18 protein-coding genes are annotated in these 16,360 nt (G+C 69.3%); 9 read left to right on the forward strand and 9 right to left on the reverse strand.

The genetic code is table 11. The features are described 5' to 3' along the window. Positions 1 to 22: 22 nt before the first annotated feature. The 5 genes from C1N91_RS07795 to C1N91_RS07815 all read right to left on the reverse strand — a co-directional run bounded on the left by C1N91_RS07795 (position 23) and on the right by C1N91_RS07815 (position 3,457). The gene (locus C1N91_RS07795; RefSeq protein ID WP_137767275.1) at positions 23 to 880 is read right to left on the reverse strand and encodes a DUF3037 domain-containing protein; all 858 of its coding nucleotides are present in this window, start codon (positions 878 to 880) and stop codon (positions 23 to 25) included. Between the two features lie 17 nt (positions 881 to 897). Further along, positions 898 to 1,689, reverse strand: a complete 792-nt coding sequence (locus tag C1N91_RS07800) for a HipA family kinase (protein WP_137767276.1) — start codon at positions 1,687 to 1,689, stop codon at positions 898 to 900. Between the two features lie 168 nt (positions 1,690 to 1,857). Continuing rightward, positions 1,858 to 2,343, reverse strand: coding sequence for a hypothetical protein (locus C1N91_RS07805; protein WP_137767277.1), 486 nt, complete (start codon positions 2,341 to 2,343; stop codon positions 1,858 to 1,860). Between the two features lie 159 nt (positions 2,344 to 2,502). Next, on the reverse strand, positions 2,503 to 2,919 hold the full coding sequence (locus tag C1N91_RS07810; protein ID WP_137767278.1) for a hypothetical protein: 417 nt from the start codon (positions 2,917 to 2,919) through the stop codon (positions 2,503 to 2,505). Further along, a complete protein-coding gene (locus C1N91_RS07815) occupies positions 2,912 to 3,457 on the reverse strand; it encodes an RNA polymerase sigma factor (protein WP_175415959.1) in 546 nt (181 codons plus the stop codon). The genes C1N91_RS07810 and C1N91_RS07815 overlap by 8 nt, the downstream gene beginning before the upstream one ends. Before the next feature lie 172 nt (positions 3,458 to 3,629). Here C1N91_RS07815 and C1N91_RS16980 point away from each other — a divergent pair, with 172 nt between their 5' ends. The 3 genes from C1N91_RS16980 (at position 3,630) to C1N91_RS07830 (ending at position 5,816) form a co-directional block, all read left to right on the forward strand. After that, positions 3,630 to 3,881: an SDR family NAD(P)-dependent oxidoreductase gene (locus tag C1N91_RS16980; protein WP_254678390.1), complete on the forward strand. Its 252-nt coding sequence runs from the start codon at positions 3,630 to 3,632 to the stop codon at positions 3,879 to 3,881. A gap of 319 nt (positions 3,882 to 4,200) precedes the next feature. After that, positions 4,201 to 5,361 carry a hypothetical protein gene (locus C1N91_RS07825; protein WP_137767280.1) on the forward strand — a complete coding sequence of 387 codons (1,161 nt, stop codon included), beginning with the start codon at positions 4,201 to 4,203 and terminating at the stop codon, positions 5,359 to 5,361. Positions 5,362 to 5,558: 197 nt separating this feature from the next. Further along, entirely contained in the window at positions 5,559 to 5,816 is a 258-nt protein-coding gene (locus C1N91_RS07830; RefSeq protein ID WP_137767281.1) for a hypothetical protein, read from the forward strand. Positions 5,817 to 5,858: 42 nt separating this feature from the next. On the opposite strand, the gene C1N91_RS07835 is transcribed toward C1N91_RS07830, so the two are convergent. Further along, a complete protein-coding gene (locus C1N91_RS07835) occupies positions 5,859 to 6,386 on the reverse strand; it encodes a hypothetical protein (protein WP_137767282.1) in 528 nt (175 codons plus the stop codon). A 441-nt stretch (positions 6,387 to 6,827) separates the two neighbouring features. Here C1N91_RS07835 and C1N91_RS16985 point away from each other — a divergent pair, with 441 nt between their 5' ends. Both C1N91_RS16985 and C1N91_RS07845 read left to right on the forward strand, forming a co-directional pair. Continuing rightward, positions 6,828 to 7,412, forward strand: coding sequence for a hypothetical protein (locus C1N91_RS16985; RefSeq protein ID WP_137767283.1), 585 nt, complete (start codon positions 6,828 to 6,830; stop codon positions 7,410 to 7,412). Continuing rightward, complete coding sequence (locus C1N91_RS07845; protein ID WP_137767284.1) at positions 7,409 to 8,608, forward strand: MFS transporter; 1,200 nt, start codon at positions 7,409 to 7,411, stop codon at positions 8,606 to 8,608. Before C1N91_RS16985 ends, C1N91_RS07845 begins: the two co-directional genes overlap by 4 nt. A 37-nt stretch (positions 8,609 to 8,645) precedes the next feature. Here the strand turns inward: C1N91_RS07845 and C1N91_RS07850 are convergent, their stop codons facing one another. Beyond that, positions 8,646 to 9,179, reverse strand: a complete 534-nt coding sequence (locus tag C1N91_RS07850; RefSeq protein ID WP_137767285.1) for a TetR/AcrR family transcriptional regulator — start codon at positions 9,177 to 9,179, stop codon at positions 8,646 to 8,648. Between the two features lie 274 nt (positions 9,180 to 9,453). Here C1N91_RS07850 and C1N91_RS07855 point away from each other — a divergent pair, with 274 nt between their 5' ends. The 4 genes from C1N91_RS07855 (at position 9,454) to C1N91_RS07870 (ending at position 14,175) form a co-directional block, all read left to right on the forward strand. Further along, the gene (locus C1N91_RS07855; RefSeq protein ID WP_137767286.1) at positions 9,454 to 10,527 is read left to right on the forward strand and encodes an alpha/beta hydrolase family protein; all 1,074 of its coding nucleotides are present in this window, start codon (positions 9,454 to 9,456) and stop codon (positions 10,525 to 10,527) included. A gap of 565 nt (positions 10,528 to 11,092) precedes the next feature. Then, positions 11,093 to 12,568: an MFS transporter gene (locus C1N91_RS07860; protein WP_175415960.1), complete on the forward strand. Its 1,476-nt coding sequence runs from the start codon at positions 11,093 to 11,095 to the stop codon at positions 12,566 to 12,568. 57 nt (positions 12,569 to 12,625) lie between these two features. Beyond that, positions 12,626 to 13,675, forward strand: coding sequence for a D-2-hydroxyacid dehydrogenase (locus C1N91_RS07865; RefSeq protein WP_137767288.1), 1,050 nt, complete (start codon positions 12,626 to 12,628; stop codon positions 13,673 to 13,675). Continuing rightward, positions 13,675 to 14,175 carry an IclR family transcriptional regulator domain-containing protein gene (locus C1N91_RS07870; protein WP_137767289.1) on the forward strand — a complete coding sequence of 167 codons (501 nt, stop codon included), beginning with the start codon at positions 13,675 to 13,677 and terminating at the stop codon, positions 14,173 to 14,175. The genes C1N91_RS07865 and C1N91_RS07870 overlap by 1 nt, the downstream gene beginning before the upstream one ends. Before the next feature lie 78 nt (positions 14,176 to 14,253). Here C1N91_RS07870 and C1N91_RS07875 read toward each other — a convergent pair whose 3' ends face one another. After that, complete coding sequence (locus C1N91_RS07875) at positions 14,254 to 14,898, reverse strand: RraA family protein (RefSeq protein WP_137767290.1); 645 nt, start codon at positions 14,896 to 14,898, stop codon at positions 14,254 to 14,256. 39 nt (positions 14,899 to 14,937) lie between these two features. Further along, positions 14,938 to 16,218: a Glu/Leu/Phe/Val family dehydrogenase gene (locus C1N91_RS07880; protein ID WP_137767291.1), complete on the reverse strand. Its 1,281-nt coding sequence runs from the start codon at positions 16,216 to 16,218 to the stop codon at positions 14,938 to 14,940. Positions 16,219 to 16,360: the final 142 nt, after the last annotated feature.

Consider the following 16,360-nt stretch of genomic DNA (forward strand, 5'->3'; position numbering starts at 1 on the left):
AGGATCGAGCCGTGATGCAGCCCTACGAGTGCACGCCGATCGACGCGTGGGTGTCGATGTAGTCGTTGTACTGGACGGCTTGAACATCGGCGAGCCGCCAAGCTTCCAATGCCGCTTCGAAGATGTCGGTTCGCCAGGACGAGTGCGTCACTACCGTTGGCTTGACGTATACGGCCTCAATGGGCTCGTGACCCGCGAGGTGCTTCTGCGTAGCGTCGAGGGTGGCATCGCCACCGTCGCTGCGGAATCGCGAGACAAGGTAGTTCCATGACTGGATGTCGCGCTCAAGATTGTCCAGTGTCGCGGCGTTGAACGTCCAGGCGTTCGTCAGGATCGGGCCGCTGGGTTCGGTGCGCGCCAGGTCAAACGTGCCGCGCTGGCGACCAACGGTCATCCTCGGTTGCAAGAAGAGAGTACGGCCTGGCAGGTAGTCCAACTCGTATTGGTACAGGTCGCGAATCGCGGTGCGCATGCCTTTCCGAGTCACACCTGCCCTGGTGCGACGCGGGTGCTCTCGTTCGATCAGGTGCGGGAACAGCAGAGCAAGAGCTTGCTCTGCAGACTCGGCTTCGATCGGTAGCGGTTTAGAAAACTGGACGGAGTTTGCCTGCCTCGCACGAAGATGTTCAAGCCAGGCGCGGCTGACTGACGACTCCTCGAAGGTGGTCCCCGAATACGCGCTCACCCGCGCTCTGAACCACTTCACCCAACTGCTGAGCTCGCGAAGATCTGACCGCAGCATCCCAGGGTTGGGGACGTTACGTGTCTCGAAGCGCGTCGCCCAGTCCGCTCCATTGGCGCCGACTACGAGACCTATGTTGGTGAACTCACCGCGAGCGATGTTGGGTACGTACCGGACGACCCAGTAGTTGTAGAGCATCGCAGTACCTCCTTCGATCACGCGAAACGGGAGTGGGCGGCAGCAGTCCGGAGTCTTTGCGCGACTCCCTCGGCCCGGACGAACAGGATCGATGCGAGCTCCAACAGCTCCCGCTGAGTGGTGTCCCACTCTACGGGCACGGTTCCAGTAACGGAACGTATGTCGTTGAGCGTCAGCGCATCGATCCGGTCGGCCGTTTCGAGTAGCGCTGCCGCCGACGCGACGCCGCCGTCGAGGTCATCCCAGGGCCGCGTCCCGACTGCGCGCAGGTCGTCCAGGGTCCAGTTTGCGCCGCCACCGAACCAGAGGCCGTGGTCGAACGTGGACATGCTCATGTCGTCGTCGAGACGGTGCAGCCATTGTGGATCCTCGCCGAGGCACAGGTCCCATAGTCCGATGATCGGTGCTTGTCGGTCCCGGTTGTGATCCCGCCCTGCGTGCAGGCCCCAGTCGTCCACCTCGACCACTGGCGCGATGTTGCGGGATCCGTGTCCGATGCCGGCATGAAGCGATAGTCCTGGTCGGAGCTCCCACCGCAACGTTGGTGGGATGGTGATAAGGGCGCTCGGTGGAACGGGTGCCCCGATCAAGTCCCCGATGCCGTAGACCACCCGTTCCGTGATGAGCGTGCGTGCACCCTGCGGGTTGTTCGGCGCCTTCACCCAATACTGGTGCCCGTCGTCGGCTAGCCCGAGGAACGCCGCCGTCCCTGAATTCAAAGCGGGCTGGAAGGCCGAGATGAGGCGGGTTTGATGAAGGCCATCTCCAAGCGCTGTACTCGGCGATCCAAGCTCAGCATCATGCCCCACCCCATGACTCTAGTGGGAGGAACGGCGGCCTCCGCCTCCGACAATCTGCCGACCTGGCGACACCCTGTGTGCCGCCCGCTAGCCGATCGCCTGTCGAGCGCTGGGCCATCGCAAGAGCATCGGCATTCTCCCTTTCGACCCCGGACCACCGGCCCCTCACGCTTCGTCTCAGGGCTGGTCATCTACCGGCGTCACCCGCACGGTCACCGAATCGATCACCGTGCCGGCCGAGATGCTGCCGATCCGGCGGGTCTGGATGCTGCGTTCGCCGATGTACGCCCCGTCGGCCAGGTCGATGATGACGTCGTGCTGTTCGGTCCCGCTCCAGCGAGGGAGGCCGATCGCAGTGCCGCGCTGGCCGTCGAGCGAGACTTGTTCCTCGGTGACGACCACGTCGGGCAGGGTCGCCAGCGCCTCGTACATCGCCGCGCGCAGGTCCGCCGGCACGAGCCCCGTCCGGAGCAGCCCGCTGATCGTGTCGAAGACGTGCAACTCGTCGGTCGACCCCGCCGCGCGGGGCACGGCCTCGATACGCCGGATGAGAGCGTCCGGGTCACGGGGCGGGTCGGCGATGTCGGACGCCCCGAGCGTGCCAGTCTGCTCGCCGCCGAGCTCACCGATGGCGAAGTCACCGCCGATGCCCCGTTCTCGCACCGGAGCGGACTGTTCCGCGGCACCGTCGTCGGACGCGGCCTTGTGCGCCGCAGCACCGCCGAAGTACTTCGTCGGCGCTCCGGACCGGATCTCGCGGACCCAGGTGCCGGAGACATCGGCGGGGACCCAGGTGGTGGTCGTCGTCGGCTCCAGGTAGCCCTAGTCGTAGTGCTCCCCATCGGACGTCGCGTAGACCATCGACAGTTCCGACTCGACCACCTTCGTGAACGCGCCGCCAGGCGCCCGGTCAGCGGCCGCGGCAGCGGCCGCCTCGTGCAACGTCGCCGCTGCGGCCGACTCGGGCGATCCCCAGTGCGTCACTCCGACACCCGTGGCCACCAACCCACCGGCCACGACCAGCGCTGCTCCGGTCAGCAGGACGGGTCGCGAACGACGCACCCACCGGACGGGAGGCGCGGTGCGGGCCGGTGCCGCGCCTCCCGCCCGGACGGTGGTCGCCATGGCGGCCGTGTCGAAGCGGAGGCGGGCACGGTCGAGCGACGCGTCGACCCCCTCCGACGGCAGGTCGTGGTCGCGGCGCAGCAGGCGGAGCGTGGTGAAGTCGTCGTCAGACATGGAGTGGTCCATTCAGGGAGTCAGTGGTGCCGAGCACGGCACAGAGGGCCGCTCGGGCCCGGTTCAGTCGGGAGCGGACGGTGCCGACAGGGACGCCGGTCGCCTCCGCGATCTGCTCGAAGGTGAGCTCCGCCCAGGCGTGCAGCAGGACCGTCTCGCGGAGCGCCGGACGCATCCGGTCGAGTTCACGGATGACGGTCTGCACGGCACGCTCCGAGTCGAGACGTTGGCCGGCGTCGTCGTCGAGCCGCTCCGATACGGCGACACGGGACATCGCACGGTCCGCCCGTCGCTGGGATCGCCAGTGTCGACGGAGCAGGTTCGATGCGATGCCGAACAACCACGGCAGCGGGTCCTCCCGGTCGGGGTCGAAGGACTCCCACCGGACGAGGGCGGTCACGAACGTCTCGCCGAGGATGTCCTCGGCGCTCTGCAGGTCGGTCCGGCGCGCGAGGTACAGCAGGATGCGGCGGCCGTTCTGGTCGAACTGACGACCGAGCTCGGCTGCGGCTCCTGGAGGGGGATGACTACTGGGCACGACTGGTATTGCCCGATCCTGCCGAGCAAGTTCCATTCCTGTCGAGAAGACGAGAGCGGGGAGCGGGAAGCGTCAGCGCCAAGAGCAACTCAGGTTGACAGCGAAGACACGGTCCCAGACCTCGTCCTCGAGCTCAGCGGTCGGAATGCAGCCGTCTCTGTTACCCGCAGTGATGCGATTCGGACGCGCTGTGCTGCCGACGACGATCCGGCCAGGGAGTGGGAGCATCGTCATGGTGTCCTCCGAGGCGAGCCCGCGTGGCTCCGCGGCCGGGACCGCTTACACGACGTCCAAGCACGCGCTGAACGGCCTCACACTGAGCGCGGCGTTCTTCTATGCGCCCGCGCGCATCCGGTGTAACGCCTTCGCCCCGGGCGCGGGCGCGGTCGCAACGAGCATCGAGGCCCCGTTCCGGTCGCAGTAAACCGCTGAGCGTGTCAGCCCCTACTTGCAGACCAACGTGCCACCGATCGCCACCGCACAGCAGCTCGCCGCCACGATCGCGTGGCTGTTGAGCAATGACTCGCCGAGCGTCACCGGAGCGGTTCTTCCGTCGGACGGCGGGTGGTCCGCAATCTGATGTGCACGGCCCAGAATTTTCGGCCAGCAAAGGAAAGAGCGGGCACTGGCCGGCTTCGTACCTCGAACACGGGGTCGCGGCCGTCGCAAGAATGAGTGATCGTCGAGGAATGCGGGCGGGGCAACCACGAGTAGACCAGCTCGGCTCAATCTGTCCGATCGCCGTGGCGCTGAACGGCACCCGGACCATGATCGACCGCCGGGTCTTCGAGGACCTCTTCGAGAACTCGGTCGTCAGCGGCCGCGCTCCGTACCGGCAAGCGCTCGACCGCTCGGAGATCACGTTCGGTGACCTCGTCGAACTGTCGCGGAAGGCGGACATCCCCTACCCGCTGTTCTTCGCCACCCACGATCACGTCCGTGCGCAGATCGCGACCAAGACGGACAAGCTCCTCCAAGGCGTCAGCAAGGAGACGTTCGCGCTCAATTCGCGGACGACCGTCGACGTCAAGGACGTCGAGCTCATCGTGAAGGACCTCATCCGGAAACAGATGCTCCTCCGCAAGCACGATCCGAATCTCGAGGACAACCGGATCGTGGGTCTGCTGAAGAGGTCGCGAGGGTCAGCGGCAGCGGACGCTCAGGTGCTCGTCGATGCTCTCGGATTGGAGCACGACACTCTCACTCAGGCGCGGACGAAGAAGCGCGCGCTCGAGATCCTGATCGAGCGCCTGGAGGCACACCAGGTCCTCGTCTCGTTGAGCGTCCGTGGGTTCATGCCACAGCTCATCGAGGTGAAGTTCAGCGGGCTGACCATCAAGGACAAGAAGGTCCCGTACATCTTTCTCGCTCGCGGGGACCACGGCGATGCGCAGGAGCCCGAAGGACGGCAGCTCTTCACGTTGACGTTGCTCGCCGTCCTCGTCGCGCGGGGCATTTTCGCCCCGGTGACGTACGACGGCAGTAGTCCGGCCGCCGGGCCAGGACGGGAGTACGACATCGTCGGGGAGATCCTGATGCCGGAGAAAGCTGTTCGAGGGCTCGCGCTGGCGACACTCGAGGACCTCAAGGCGTCCGCAGATCGATTCAAGGTCACGCCGAGCGCCCTGGTCGTCCGAGCGCAGCGTCTCCGTCTCGTGAGCCCCGCCGTCGCCGCGTCACATCTCAACGCCCTCGGGCGAGAATTCGCTGCTCGGCCACCCAGTCGAGCACAGCAGCCCAAACCGGTAAACGGCGTCCGCACGTACAACGGCAGGGAGTTCTCGGCGCGCATGCTCCGGGCACTCGACGCCGGACGCGTCTCCCCAGGCGACTTCTGCCGGGTGGTCTGTGCGAACAAGATCAAGCCACACCAGATCAGCGACTTCCGGGAGGCGCTCGGATGATGGGGTGCCGGTACCTCCTCGACAACAACGTCCTCTCGCGACTCACGGTCGAGGAACGGTCCCTGCCATTCATCAGGGAGCACTGTCGCATCCCCTCAGAGGTGCTGCACGAAGCTCGCTTCCTCCCGGACGCCGTGTCCCTGTACGAGCTCGAGTATCGGACAACAGGACGGGTGTTGCACCACCTGCAGCGGGTCATGGAACGTGTGCCGGTCGACGACGTCCGTCTGGTCAACCTGTATAGCGGCAAGGGCAACGCGGATCCGATGCTCGTGGCATGCGCTCTGGACGCCGTCCACGAAGAGGAAGAGGGCCTGTTCGGCGACGAATGGGCGATCATCTCGAACGACGACGCAGTCCTCGCCATGGCGCGTCTCTTCGGTGTCACCGTGCTCACGAGCAGCGAACTCGACCCGCTTCTCCACGGACGTGCGCACGCGACTCGCTACGACTGACGGCGTAGCGGCGCAACCGAATGTTCCCGCACCCGCCCTCCCTCAGTCGGAAACCGTTCGGAGGGCGGCGCGTTGCGTCCTGAGACGTCTGCGCGTCGCGGCGATTCCCTCGATGTCGGTCGACGCGACGGACCAGAGTTTTCCCTGGGCGGCCTGCAACGCCCGCACGATCGGGTCGGCCTCGTCCGCACCGTGCAGGAGCGGCGCGAGTTCCGCCGTCAGCCGCCGAGCGTCTTCGTGCATCTGGAGGAAGGGCGAGGGCGACTGTGCAGTCGCTTCTGAGTCGAGGCTCACCACCACGGCGATGAAGAACTCGATGGAAGCGACTCCTCCGTGTGCGCCGACCCGGAGGAGCGCCAGGGCTCGATCCAGCGTCTGCTGTGCTGCGGTCATGGACGGACGAGTATCCGCCTCTGCGGCGATGCGCTCGACGCGACGCGAGCGGCGGATCGCTTCGAGCGCGAGCTCCTCGTGGCCGCCGTTCTCCGAGAGCAGCAGCACGAGTCGTTCAACAGCACGGCAGGCTTCTTTCAGGGTGACCCGTCGACGAGCGGCTTCTTCTGCTTGCACAGTTCGGAGTATGCGCGGACCGTGCGCCGTGGCGCGTGCGGGCACGACACCGCCGAACCTTGTTCGGCCGCTCGCGGACCGTTGCCGGGCTGTTCCATTTCGGTGCCGAGGAGCGGAGAGAGCGTGACCATTCCGCAGGCACGCACGCGGCAGACGTGACGCCTGAGATGAGGAAGCAGCAGCGCAGGAACTGATCGAGGAAAAGGCGACGAAACCTGCCGCTCGACCGGTTCAGCAACGGCCCAGAATCGCCCAACAGGACATGCACGGAAGGCGCACCTCGTCCCTCGCATCCTCGGCAGCACCGGGCGTCGCCTGACTTCATCATGTCCCCGCGTGTCCCATCTCAAGCGGGCGGAAACGCCAGACGAGTGCGAGCCCTCCGCTCGCGATCCTGTCCCGTGTCCCAAGTCCCACGCCCCGTATGTCCCGTGTCCCGTGGTGACCTCGGGCACGCTCGTCCTGCCGGCGGGGAGGGTGGGCCGTGAGGGCGATGCGCCCGTCGGTGCCGCGGCTGCGGCCGCTCGAGGGCGCGGTGAAGCCCTCGCGCTCGGCCTCCGGGAGGACGGCGTCGGAGCCGTCGTGGTCCGCTTGGCACCGAGTGTGCACGACGGGGTCCGGCGCGGGTTCGCCGGCGCCCTCGTCGACGCCGCCGAGCGGACGGGTGTCGCGGCCTACGTCGGGGACGGACAGCAGCGGTGGCCAGCGGTGCACCGTCGAGACGTCGCGGACCTCTACGCGGCGGCGATCGGAGGTGCGCCCGCAGGCACCGTGCTGCACGGGGTCGCCGAGCACGGCGTGCGCATGCGCGAGGTGGCCGAGCTCATCGGGCACCGGTTCGGCCTGCCGACCCGGTCCATCGACGCCGCGGACGCGACCACGCACTTCGGTTGGGTCGGCTCGTTCGTCGCGACGGACTCGCCGGCGTCGAGCGCGGCCACGCGTGCGCTCCTCGGGTGGGATCCCCGTGGACCGGGGCTCGTCGAGGACATGGCGGCGGGCTTCTTCTCCGGGGGTGCCCGGTGAGTGCGGCGTCCGTGGTGGGCACGCGCGGCGCACTCCGCCCTCGCCACCTCGCGGCGTTGTCGATCGGGACGTTCGCGCTCGGCATCGACGGATTCGTGCTCTCCGGGCTGTTGCCGCAGGTCGCGGCGTCCCTGCACGTGCCGACTGCGGCTGCCGGGCAGCTGACGACGCTGTTCGCACTCGTCTACGCCGTCGGCTCGCCGGTCATCGCGACCGCGACCGGGAACTGGGACCGCCGACGGCTGCTCCTGCTCGGCATGGTCGTGTTCGCGGTCGGCGTCGGACTGCAGGCCGTCGGCCCGACCTTCGCGGTGGTCGCCGCCGGGCGGGCCATCGCGGCGCTCGGAGCTGCCGCTTTCCAGGCAACCGCCTACGGGACGGCCGGGCTCCTCAGTGACGACGAGCACCGGCCCCGCACACTCGCGGTCGTCGCCGGGGGGAGTTCGGTCGCGATCGTCGCCGGACTGCCGTTCGGGATCCTCGTCGGGCAGGTCTGGGGTTGGCGAGGCGCGATGGTCGTACTGCTCGCCCTTGCCGTGGTGACCGCGGTGTCGACGTCGATGCTCCCGAGCGTGCACGCCCCACGGTTGCTGTTCCGGCAACGGGTCGCGGTCCTCCGAGACGGCCGGGTCCTGCGGGTCCTGATCGGGACCGTGCTCGTGATGACGCCGGGATTCCTCGTGCTCGCGTTCGTCCCGATCATCGTCACCGGCACGGGGAACTGGACGGTCATCCTCGTGCTTGCGTACGGGGTGGGACAGGTGGCCGGCACCGCGGTCGCGCCGCGGGTGATCCGCTGGATGAGTGCACGGTTGACGGTGGCCGTCGCTGCGGTCCTCGTCCTGGTGGGATGCGTCGCACTCGGAGCGCTCCGGTCGGCGCCGGTGGGCGCTGCGGTCGCCATGGCCGTGCTCGGCATCGGCGTGGGACTGGCCGTCGTCCCGCAGCAGGCGCGGCTGTTCACCACCGTGCCGCGGATCGCCGCGGTGGCCGTCGGCCTGAACGGCTCGGCGATCTACTGCGGAAGCGCACTCGGGGCAGCGCTCGGCGGTGTTGCCCTCACGTTCGGCGGGGCGGAGGCGCTGGCGTTCACCGCGGCGGCGATCGCACTGGTCGCGACCGTCGCCGTCGTCGCGCTCAAGGTCGAGCGACCCGAGCGCGACACCCCTCTCGAGCGTGGCGGTCGCGAGGACTGAGGCTCGGCACCTGCTCGAACGAGCCGCCCGGCGAGCGTCAATCGAGTGTGCTCATCGCCACCTCGACCCACGTCTCGATGTCGGCGTCCGTGATCGCCCGCCGACGAACGAGCGCGTGGAACATCGTCTGGGCAGCGAGCGTGTCGGCTGCCCTGCGAGCGGCCGGGTCGTCCGTTCCCAAGCGGGCGAACCGTCGACTCCAGTACCGATCGAACGCCGCCGCGACGCGGCTGTCGTGTTGCGCCATCGCGAGGGTCGTCGTGACGACGAGACGGTTCCGCTCGGTCTCGAACCAGCGTCGGGCGTCGGCCGCGAGATCGCGGAGTCGTGATCGGAGGTCTGATCCGGGCTCGAGCGGGGGAGGACCCGCGTCCGTGTCGAGCGCCTCGATCACCAGGTCGGCGGGATCGGGCCAGTTCCGGTACAGCGTCGTCTTGTTCACCGCGGCCAGATCGGCCAGGACGTCGTACGACAGCCGCGGCGGACGAGCCGCGATGGCGTCGAGGCTCGCGTCGAGCACGCGTTGCCGCGCTGCGGCGGTGCGCCCACCTGGCCGTCGCTGGGTTCCCATGACAGCACTGTAGCAACCAAGTGTTGCAGTAATGAGCGACCGAGCGTAGGTTCACTAAAGCAACCAAACGTTGCTCAACGATGGGAGTGATCATGCGATTCCTGTTCGACGACAAGGCAGCCGATTTTGAGACGCTGCGCACGGCCGGGTACAGGCAGCCGGGGGCGCTGACATCGGCGAGGTCCTCGTCGCGGCCGCGCACACCGCGGGGTCCGACGCGGATGCGTGGTGGCAGGCGTGGATCGACGTCGCGTCGCGCCTCGAGGTCCAGGCGGTGGACGCCCAAGGCGCAGGTCGGTGGCGGACGGCGGCCGGATCATGGCTGCGCGCGTCCAACTACGCGCGGACAGCGGAGTTCTTCCTCCACATCGATCCGGCAGACCCGCGCATCACCTCGACCTCGCGGCGCGCGGTCGACGCGTTCCGCGCCTTCGCACGGATGCACCCCGGACACGACGACCTCGCGGGCGCGGTTCCCTTGACGGACCGCAACCCGGTGTTCCCCGCGATGCGGATGAGCGAGGTCACGATCCCCTTCGGTGACGCGCACCTGCCGGGCTGGTGGATGACACCGGGCGACGACCACGACGCCGTCCGACCGACACTCCTCGCGCTCGGGGGCTTCGACTCGATCGCTGAGGAGATGTACTTCACCGTCGGCAAGACCGCGGTCGAGCAGGGCTGGAACGTGCTCCTGTTCGACGGACCGGGTCAGGGGCGTGTGATCCGGGAACAGGGCGTGCACTTCCGGCCGGACTACGAGGCGCCCGTGTCCGCGGTCGTCGACGCGGTCCTCGGGTTCCCTGTCGTGGACGCTGACCGGATCGCGCTGATCGGCATGAGCCAGGGTGGGTACTTCGCGGCCCGGGCAGCAGCGTTCGAGCCGCGGCTCGCGGCGCTCGTCGTCTGGGACGGCATCTACGACGTGTCATCGGCGAACGCGGCGCTCGCGACGCCTGAGATCCTCGAGCACATCGCCGCCGGCCGGGACGACCGTGCGGATGAACTGATCCGTTCCGCCGCTCGGGACCTGCCGTCGTTGGCCTGGGTCGTCGCGAAAGGCACCTGGACCTACGGCGTCGATTCGCCGGCGGAGTACTTCCGGCGCAACGAGCAGTACACGCTCGCGGACGGGGTCGCGGAGCGCATCGCCTGCCCGACGCTCGTCATCGACGCCGAGGCCGACCACTCCTTCCGGGGGCAGCCGCAGGTGTTCGCCGACCACCTGCTCGCACCGCATACCCTGCTGCGGATGTCGGAGGCGGACGGCGCGGGCGAACACTGCAACGCGGGCAGTGTCAACCGGTTCCAGGAAGCACTCTTCGATTGGCTTGACGCAACCGTATGACGGACCGGAGGCGCGTGACGATCTCCGTGCACCGGCACCACGACACGTACGTCGCGTCGTGATCCGTCCGCAACACGCGCAACCAGGACCACCGGGTCGACCACGCGACGGGTCGGACGCGGTCCGGCCCCTGCTGCACCGAGGCGTCGTGCTCGCCCCCGACACCACGGGGGCGTGCTCGGCGCAGGACGCAATGCGATCCTGTCGACGCCCGACGGTCGCACCTTCGTCGCGCACCACCGGATCGCGCGGCCGAACTCCGGGATCCGGCCAGCCACCAGAATCGCTTCGCAACGGAGCTTCATCGCAAGACATCTGAGACGGGTCCGCTGTCGCCCGGAGCAACACTTCGACCGCGGACGTCGCAGAACTTCGATCCGACCGGCAGCCTGGTGAAATGCTCACGTGACCGTCGCTTCTCCAGATCCCCGCTCGACGTCACGACCGTCGGTGCGGATCCGACACATGCGTGACGACGTCTCCAGCGACAGGTCCGGTGAGCGTGAGGTGGTCGACGAAGCTCCCGGTCGGAGTGATCAGTGCGAGGGGCCGTCGGAGCCGCGTCGTGGTCGCTCCTGAGGGCGAGGCGTGCCCTGCGTCGATCGTCGACGTCCAGGGCGAGGTGGAAGCGCCGCGCGTCCCTGGGAACGGGCAGGGCGCGCTCCTCGCGTGCCTGGGGGCCGGGTTCGCGACGCTGCTGGACCAGTCTGTGGTCAACTACGCGGTTCCGTCACTCGCTGCCGAGCTCCACGCGTCTGCCGGAGCGGTGCAGTGGCTCCTGGCGGTCTACTCCCTGACCTTCGGCATCGGGTTGGTCCCGGGCGGACGGCTGGGTGATGCGTACGGCAGACGCGAACTGTTCGTCGTCGGGCTCGGCATGTTCTTCGTCGGCGCACTGTCGACCGTGCTTGCGACGAGCGTCGGTTGGGCGGTCGCTGGACGGTGCGTGCAGGGGTTCGGGGCGGGCATCATCTCCGCACAGGTCCTCGGAGTCATCCAAGATCTGTTCCGAGATCAGCGCCGGGTCCGGGCACTCGCTGCGTACGGCGCAGCTGCCTCGGCTTCAGCGCTCGTCGGACCACTGTTCGCTGCCGTCGTCCTCGGCCTCGCCGCCCAGGAGGTCGCGTGGCGGTTGGTACTCGCCGTGAGCCTGCCGTTCGTCCTCGTCACCGGAGTGATCGCACTCCGCACGCTCCCTCGACGCGGACCCGTCGTCGTCCGTCGCCCGAGTCTGGACGTCACGGGGATCACGCTCGTCGCCGTCCTGGTCGTGCTCGTCACGGTCCCGGTGGTCGATCCGAGCCTGGGAGCCGTGCCGATCGCAGTGGTGGCGATCGCCTCCGTGGCGATCATCGGTGCGTTGGTCTGGTGGGAACGCCGCGCGCGCAGCCCCATCTTCGCTCCCGGCCTGATCCGGTCCGGTGGGTTCATGCGGGGCAATGTCATGGCTGCGTTGTGGTTCGGAGCGAGCGTGGCCCAGTCATCGGTGCTGACGGTCTTCCTCCTCGACGCCGTCCAGCTCGCGCCGCTGGAGGTCGCCCTCGTGCTCGTCCCGGCAGCAGCCGCGCGCATGATCGGTTCCTGGGCCAGCGCCCGAGCACACGCACGGTTCGGACTCGTCCTGCTCCGGCTGTGCCTCGCCGTGCAGACTCTCGGCCGGGCAGGCCTCGCTGCTGCAGTGTTGACCGTTCCCGACGCACGCGTGGTGGCGGTTGTGCTGGTCGTCGAGCTCGCGGTGGCGCTGGCGAGCGGGATGTTCGAGCCAGCCATGCGGCATTCGACGTTGGAGTACGCACAACGGGGGAGCTTCGGGCTCGCCGCGTCCTTCCTGCAGCTGACGCAACGGCTTGCGGCTACGTTCTGCGTCGCCCTCGTGACCGGGTTCGCGTTCGTCGGGGGTACAGGCGTCGAGCTCAGTCTGAGCGGATCGGCCCTCGCACTCGTCGTCTGCGGGGGCCTGGTGGCCGGTGCGTTCGTCGTCACGTTCCTTCCCCCGAGCAGCCGCCGCACGCAGATGCGCCGTCACGACCGCGTCGAGTAGTCCGCGTTCGATCGATAACGCTTGCGCGAGGGGGAAGGGTTCCCGCATGATATGAGAATGCATTCTCAGTTACGCGTTGCTCTCGCTGCGCCGATCCGCCCGGAACACGTCGACCTGCTCCGGCAGCTCGAGCCACGCATCACGGTGGTGCACGAGGCGGCGGCGCTGCCGCCCATGCGCTTCCCCGCGGACTTCTCCGGCGAGCCGTCCTTCCGCCGGACCCCGGAAGCGGCCGAGTGGTGGCGCGCGCAGCTCCGTGACGCCGAAGCGCTCTACGGGATCCCGGACGTCGACCCGGCGCTCCTGGCGGCCGTCGTCCGCGAGAACGACGGGCTGCGGTGGGTGCACACCATGGCGGCGGGTGGCGGGGGACAGGTGCGCGGGGCCGGTCTCTCGACCGATGACCTCGAGCGGGTCCGGTTCACGACGTCTGCGGGGGTGCACGGCACGTCGCTCGCCGAGTTCGCGCTGCTCGGCCTGCTGGCCGGGGCGAAGCGGCTGCCTCGGCTCCGGGCCGACCAGGCTGCGCATCGCTGGCCGGACCGGTGGGTCATGGACCCGGTAACCGGATCCACCGTCCTGGTCCTCGGTCTCGGAGGGATCGGCGCCGAGGTGGCGCGCACCGCGGCTGCACTGGGTGTGCACGTCATCGGAGCGAGCCGCAGCGGTCGTCCGGTGAACGGGGTCGCCGAGGTCGTCACGGTCGACGAGCTCGCGACCATCCTCCCGCGCGTGGACGCCGTCGTCTCGACGCTCCCCGGCACGGCCGCCACCGAAGGGCTGATCGACGCCGCGTTCTTCGACGCGCTCCGACCCGGTGCGACCTTCGTCAACGTCGGACGGGGGACCGTGGTCGACGAGGACGCACTGCTCGACGCGCTCCGCTCGGGCCGAGTTGGGTTCGCGGCGCTCGACGTCGTCGCCGTCGAACCGCTCGCGGCGGACAGCCCCCTCTGGGACCTGCCGCAGGTGCTGATCAGCCCGCACACGGCCGCCCTGACGGTGACCGAGGAGGAACGCATCGTGCGGCTCTTCGCCGAGAACGCCCGCCGACTCCTCGACGGCGAGCCGCTCCGCAACGTCGTCGACACCGTGGAGTTCTACTGATGGCGCTCGACTCCGGACGGCTGCTCAGGGTGGCGGCCACCTCGCCCGTGCTCAGTCGGAACATCGTGCAGCTCGCGTGTCTCGACGGCATCGGCGTGCGCTACGTCGATGAGCACCTCGGTCGCGAACCGTTCGCATCGACGGCGCGCCCCGGGCACGTCCGTCCTGCCGGATCGACCGCGATCGGCCTCGCAGCCCTGTCGGGGCTCGACCCGGACGCCGCCTCGGCGGTCATCGCCGCGCTGCCGGCGGCCGACGTCGAGCACGCGACGGCCGCCGTGCCGGAAGCGCGTCAGCGCGGGTACGCGATCGACCCCGGTCGGGTCCACCCGAGTGTGTTCGGCGTCGCGGTCCCGGTCACCGGGCACCCCGGCTTCGCGCTCGGTGTCCCGCTGGTCGAGGTGCTGCCGCACGCCTGGCGCGTGGAGGCGCGCCGCTACCAGGAGGTGGTGGCCGCGCTCCGCGCGGCGGTGTCGGTGGTGACGGCCGCGCCGGTGTGATCGGTTCAGGACGACCGGAACGACGGACGGGAGGCGCGGTGCCAGCCGGCACCACGCCTCCCGTCCGTCGTTCCCGGGTCAGACCCGGCGCGCCTCGGCCGCCTCGCGGAAGCGCGCGGCCTCCTCGTCCTTCTCGGCCTCGATGCGGGCGATCTCCGCGGCACCGGCGAGCACTTCCTCGGCGCGTGCGAGCGGGACGACGATCACACCGTCGGCATCGGCGGCGATGATGTCGCCGGCGTTCACCACGACCCCGCCGAGGGCGATCGGCGCACCGATCGCGCCGGGTCCGTGCTTGAAGGGGCCGGCGGGGGAGATCCCACGGCTCCAGACGGGGAACGCGAAGCTGCGGATGATGTCGCGGTCGCGCGCGGCGCCGTCGACCACCGCGCCGACGGCGCCGAACGCCTGGAAGCGCTGCGCGAGGTTGTCGCCCATGACCGCGCGGTCGACGTACCCGCCGGCGTTCACGGCGATGAAGTCCCCGGGCTGGATGAGGTCGAGGACCTCGATGAGCGCGAGGTTGTCCCCGGCGACGGTCTGCACGGGGAGTGCGCTGCCGACGGCGGCGGCGCCGTCCCACATCGGGGTGATGCCGGCGTCGACGATGCCGATGCGGTCCATCGCGTCACCGAGGTTGGCGACGGGGTACTCCCGGAACCGCTCGACGAGCTCGGCGGGTGCTCGCGTGATCTCCGGGCTGGTCCGGATGGTGCTGGTCATGTTCTCTCGTTTCTCGGCGATCGTTCGTCAGGTGTTCGGTCAGGGGTACAGACCGCGGTTCCGGTGCGCGTCGAGGACCCGCGCGACGGCGATGCGCATCGCGGCCTCGCGGAGCGTGCCGCCCGCGGTGGTCTGTTCGGCGGAGACGGCGTCCCACGCGCCGAGCATGCGTTCGCGGAGGCGGGACTCCACGGTGTCGAGGGACCAGCGGTACGTCTGCTTCGCCTGCACCCACTCGAAGTAGGAGACGATGACGCCGCCCGCGTTCGCGAGGATGTCCGGGACGACGAGCACGTCGCGAGCGGCGAGGTGGGCGTCAGCGGCGGTGGTGACCGGTCCGTTCGCACCCTCGACGATGATCCGAGCGCGGACACCGCCGACGTTCCCCTCGTGGATGACGCCCTCGACGGCGGCGGGGACGAGCAGGGTCACCTCGAGTCGGAGGAGTTCGTCGGCGTCGAGCGCGTCCGCTGCGGCGAACCCGACGACGCTCCCGGTCGCGTCCACGTGCGCGGCGAGTGCCTCGACGTCGAGCCCGTCGGGAGCAAGGACCGCCCCGTACTGGTCGCTCACGGCCGCCACGCGCACGCCGGCCTCGGCGAGGAACCGGGCAGCGTGCCGGCCGACCTTGCCGAAGCCCTGCACCGCGGCGCTCGCGTTCCGCGGAGCGATGCCCCGCCGTTCGAGCGCGGCCAGGGCGACGAGCGCGACACCGCGGCTGGTCGAGGTCGCGCGGCCGAGGGATCCCCCGAGCGCCACGGGCTTGCCGGTGACGACGCTCTGGACGGTGAAGCCGCTGCTGACGGAGAACGTGTCCATCATCCAGGCCATCGTGCGCTCGTCCGTGCCGACGTCAGGCGCGGGGATGTCCCGGTCCGGCCCGATGACGGGAAGGATCTCGCTCGTGTACCGCCGCGTCACGCGTTCGATCTCGGCATCGGAGTATCGGCGCGGGTCGATCGCGACGCCGCCCTTCGCGCCGCCGTAGGGCAGGTCGACCAGGGCGCACTTCCAGGTCATCCACATCGCCAGCGCGCGGACCTCGTCGAGGTCGACCGAGGGGGCGAACCGGACGCCGCCCTTGGCGGGACCCCGCGTGAAGTTGTGCTGGACGCGGTAGCCGCGGAAGACCTCGACCGTCCCGTCGTCGCGTCGGAGGGGCACGCCGACGGAGATCTCGCGCCGGGCCTGGGACAGCAGCTGGACGGATCCCTCGTCGATGTCGAGCGCGGCGGCGGCGTCACGGAGCTGCTCGAGAGCGTCCACGAGGGGGGTGCTCGTGGCGCCGTGCGTGTCGGTGTGCGGGGCGGTGATCGTCATGGATTCCTCCGCTGAAGAGATGAGAACGCTTTCGCAGTTACGAGCCCAGTGTGCCCCGCGTGCCTGGTCGTCGCAAGGGGGATGCGCGTTGCTCGGCAGGACGAAACACGGCGGAAACATGGCTTTTACCTGGCCGTTCGCT

It is taken from the genome of Curtobacterium sp. SGAir0471, from assembly GCF_005490985.1.
Taxonomy (GTDB): Bacteria; Actinomycetota; Actinomycetes; order Actinomycetales; family Microbacteriaceae; genus Curtobacterium.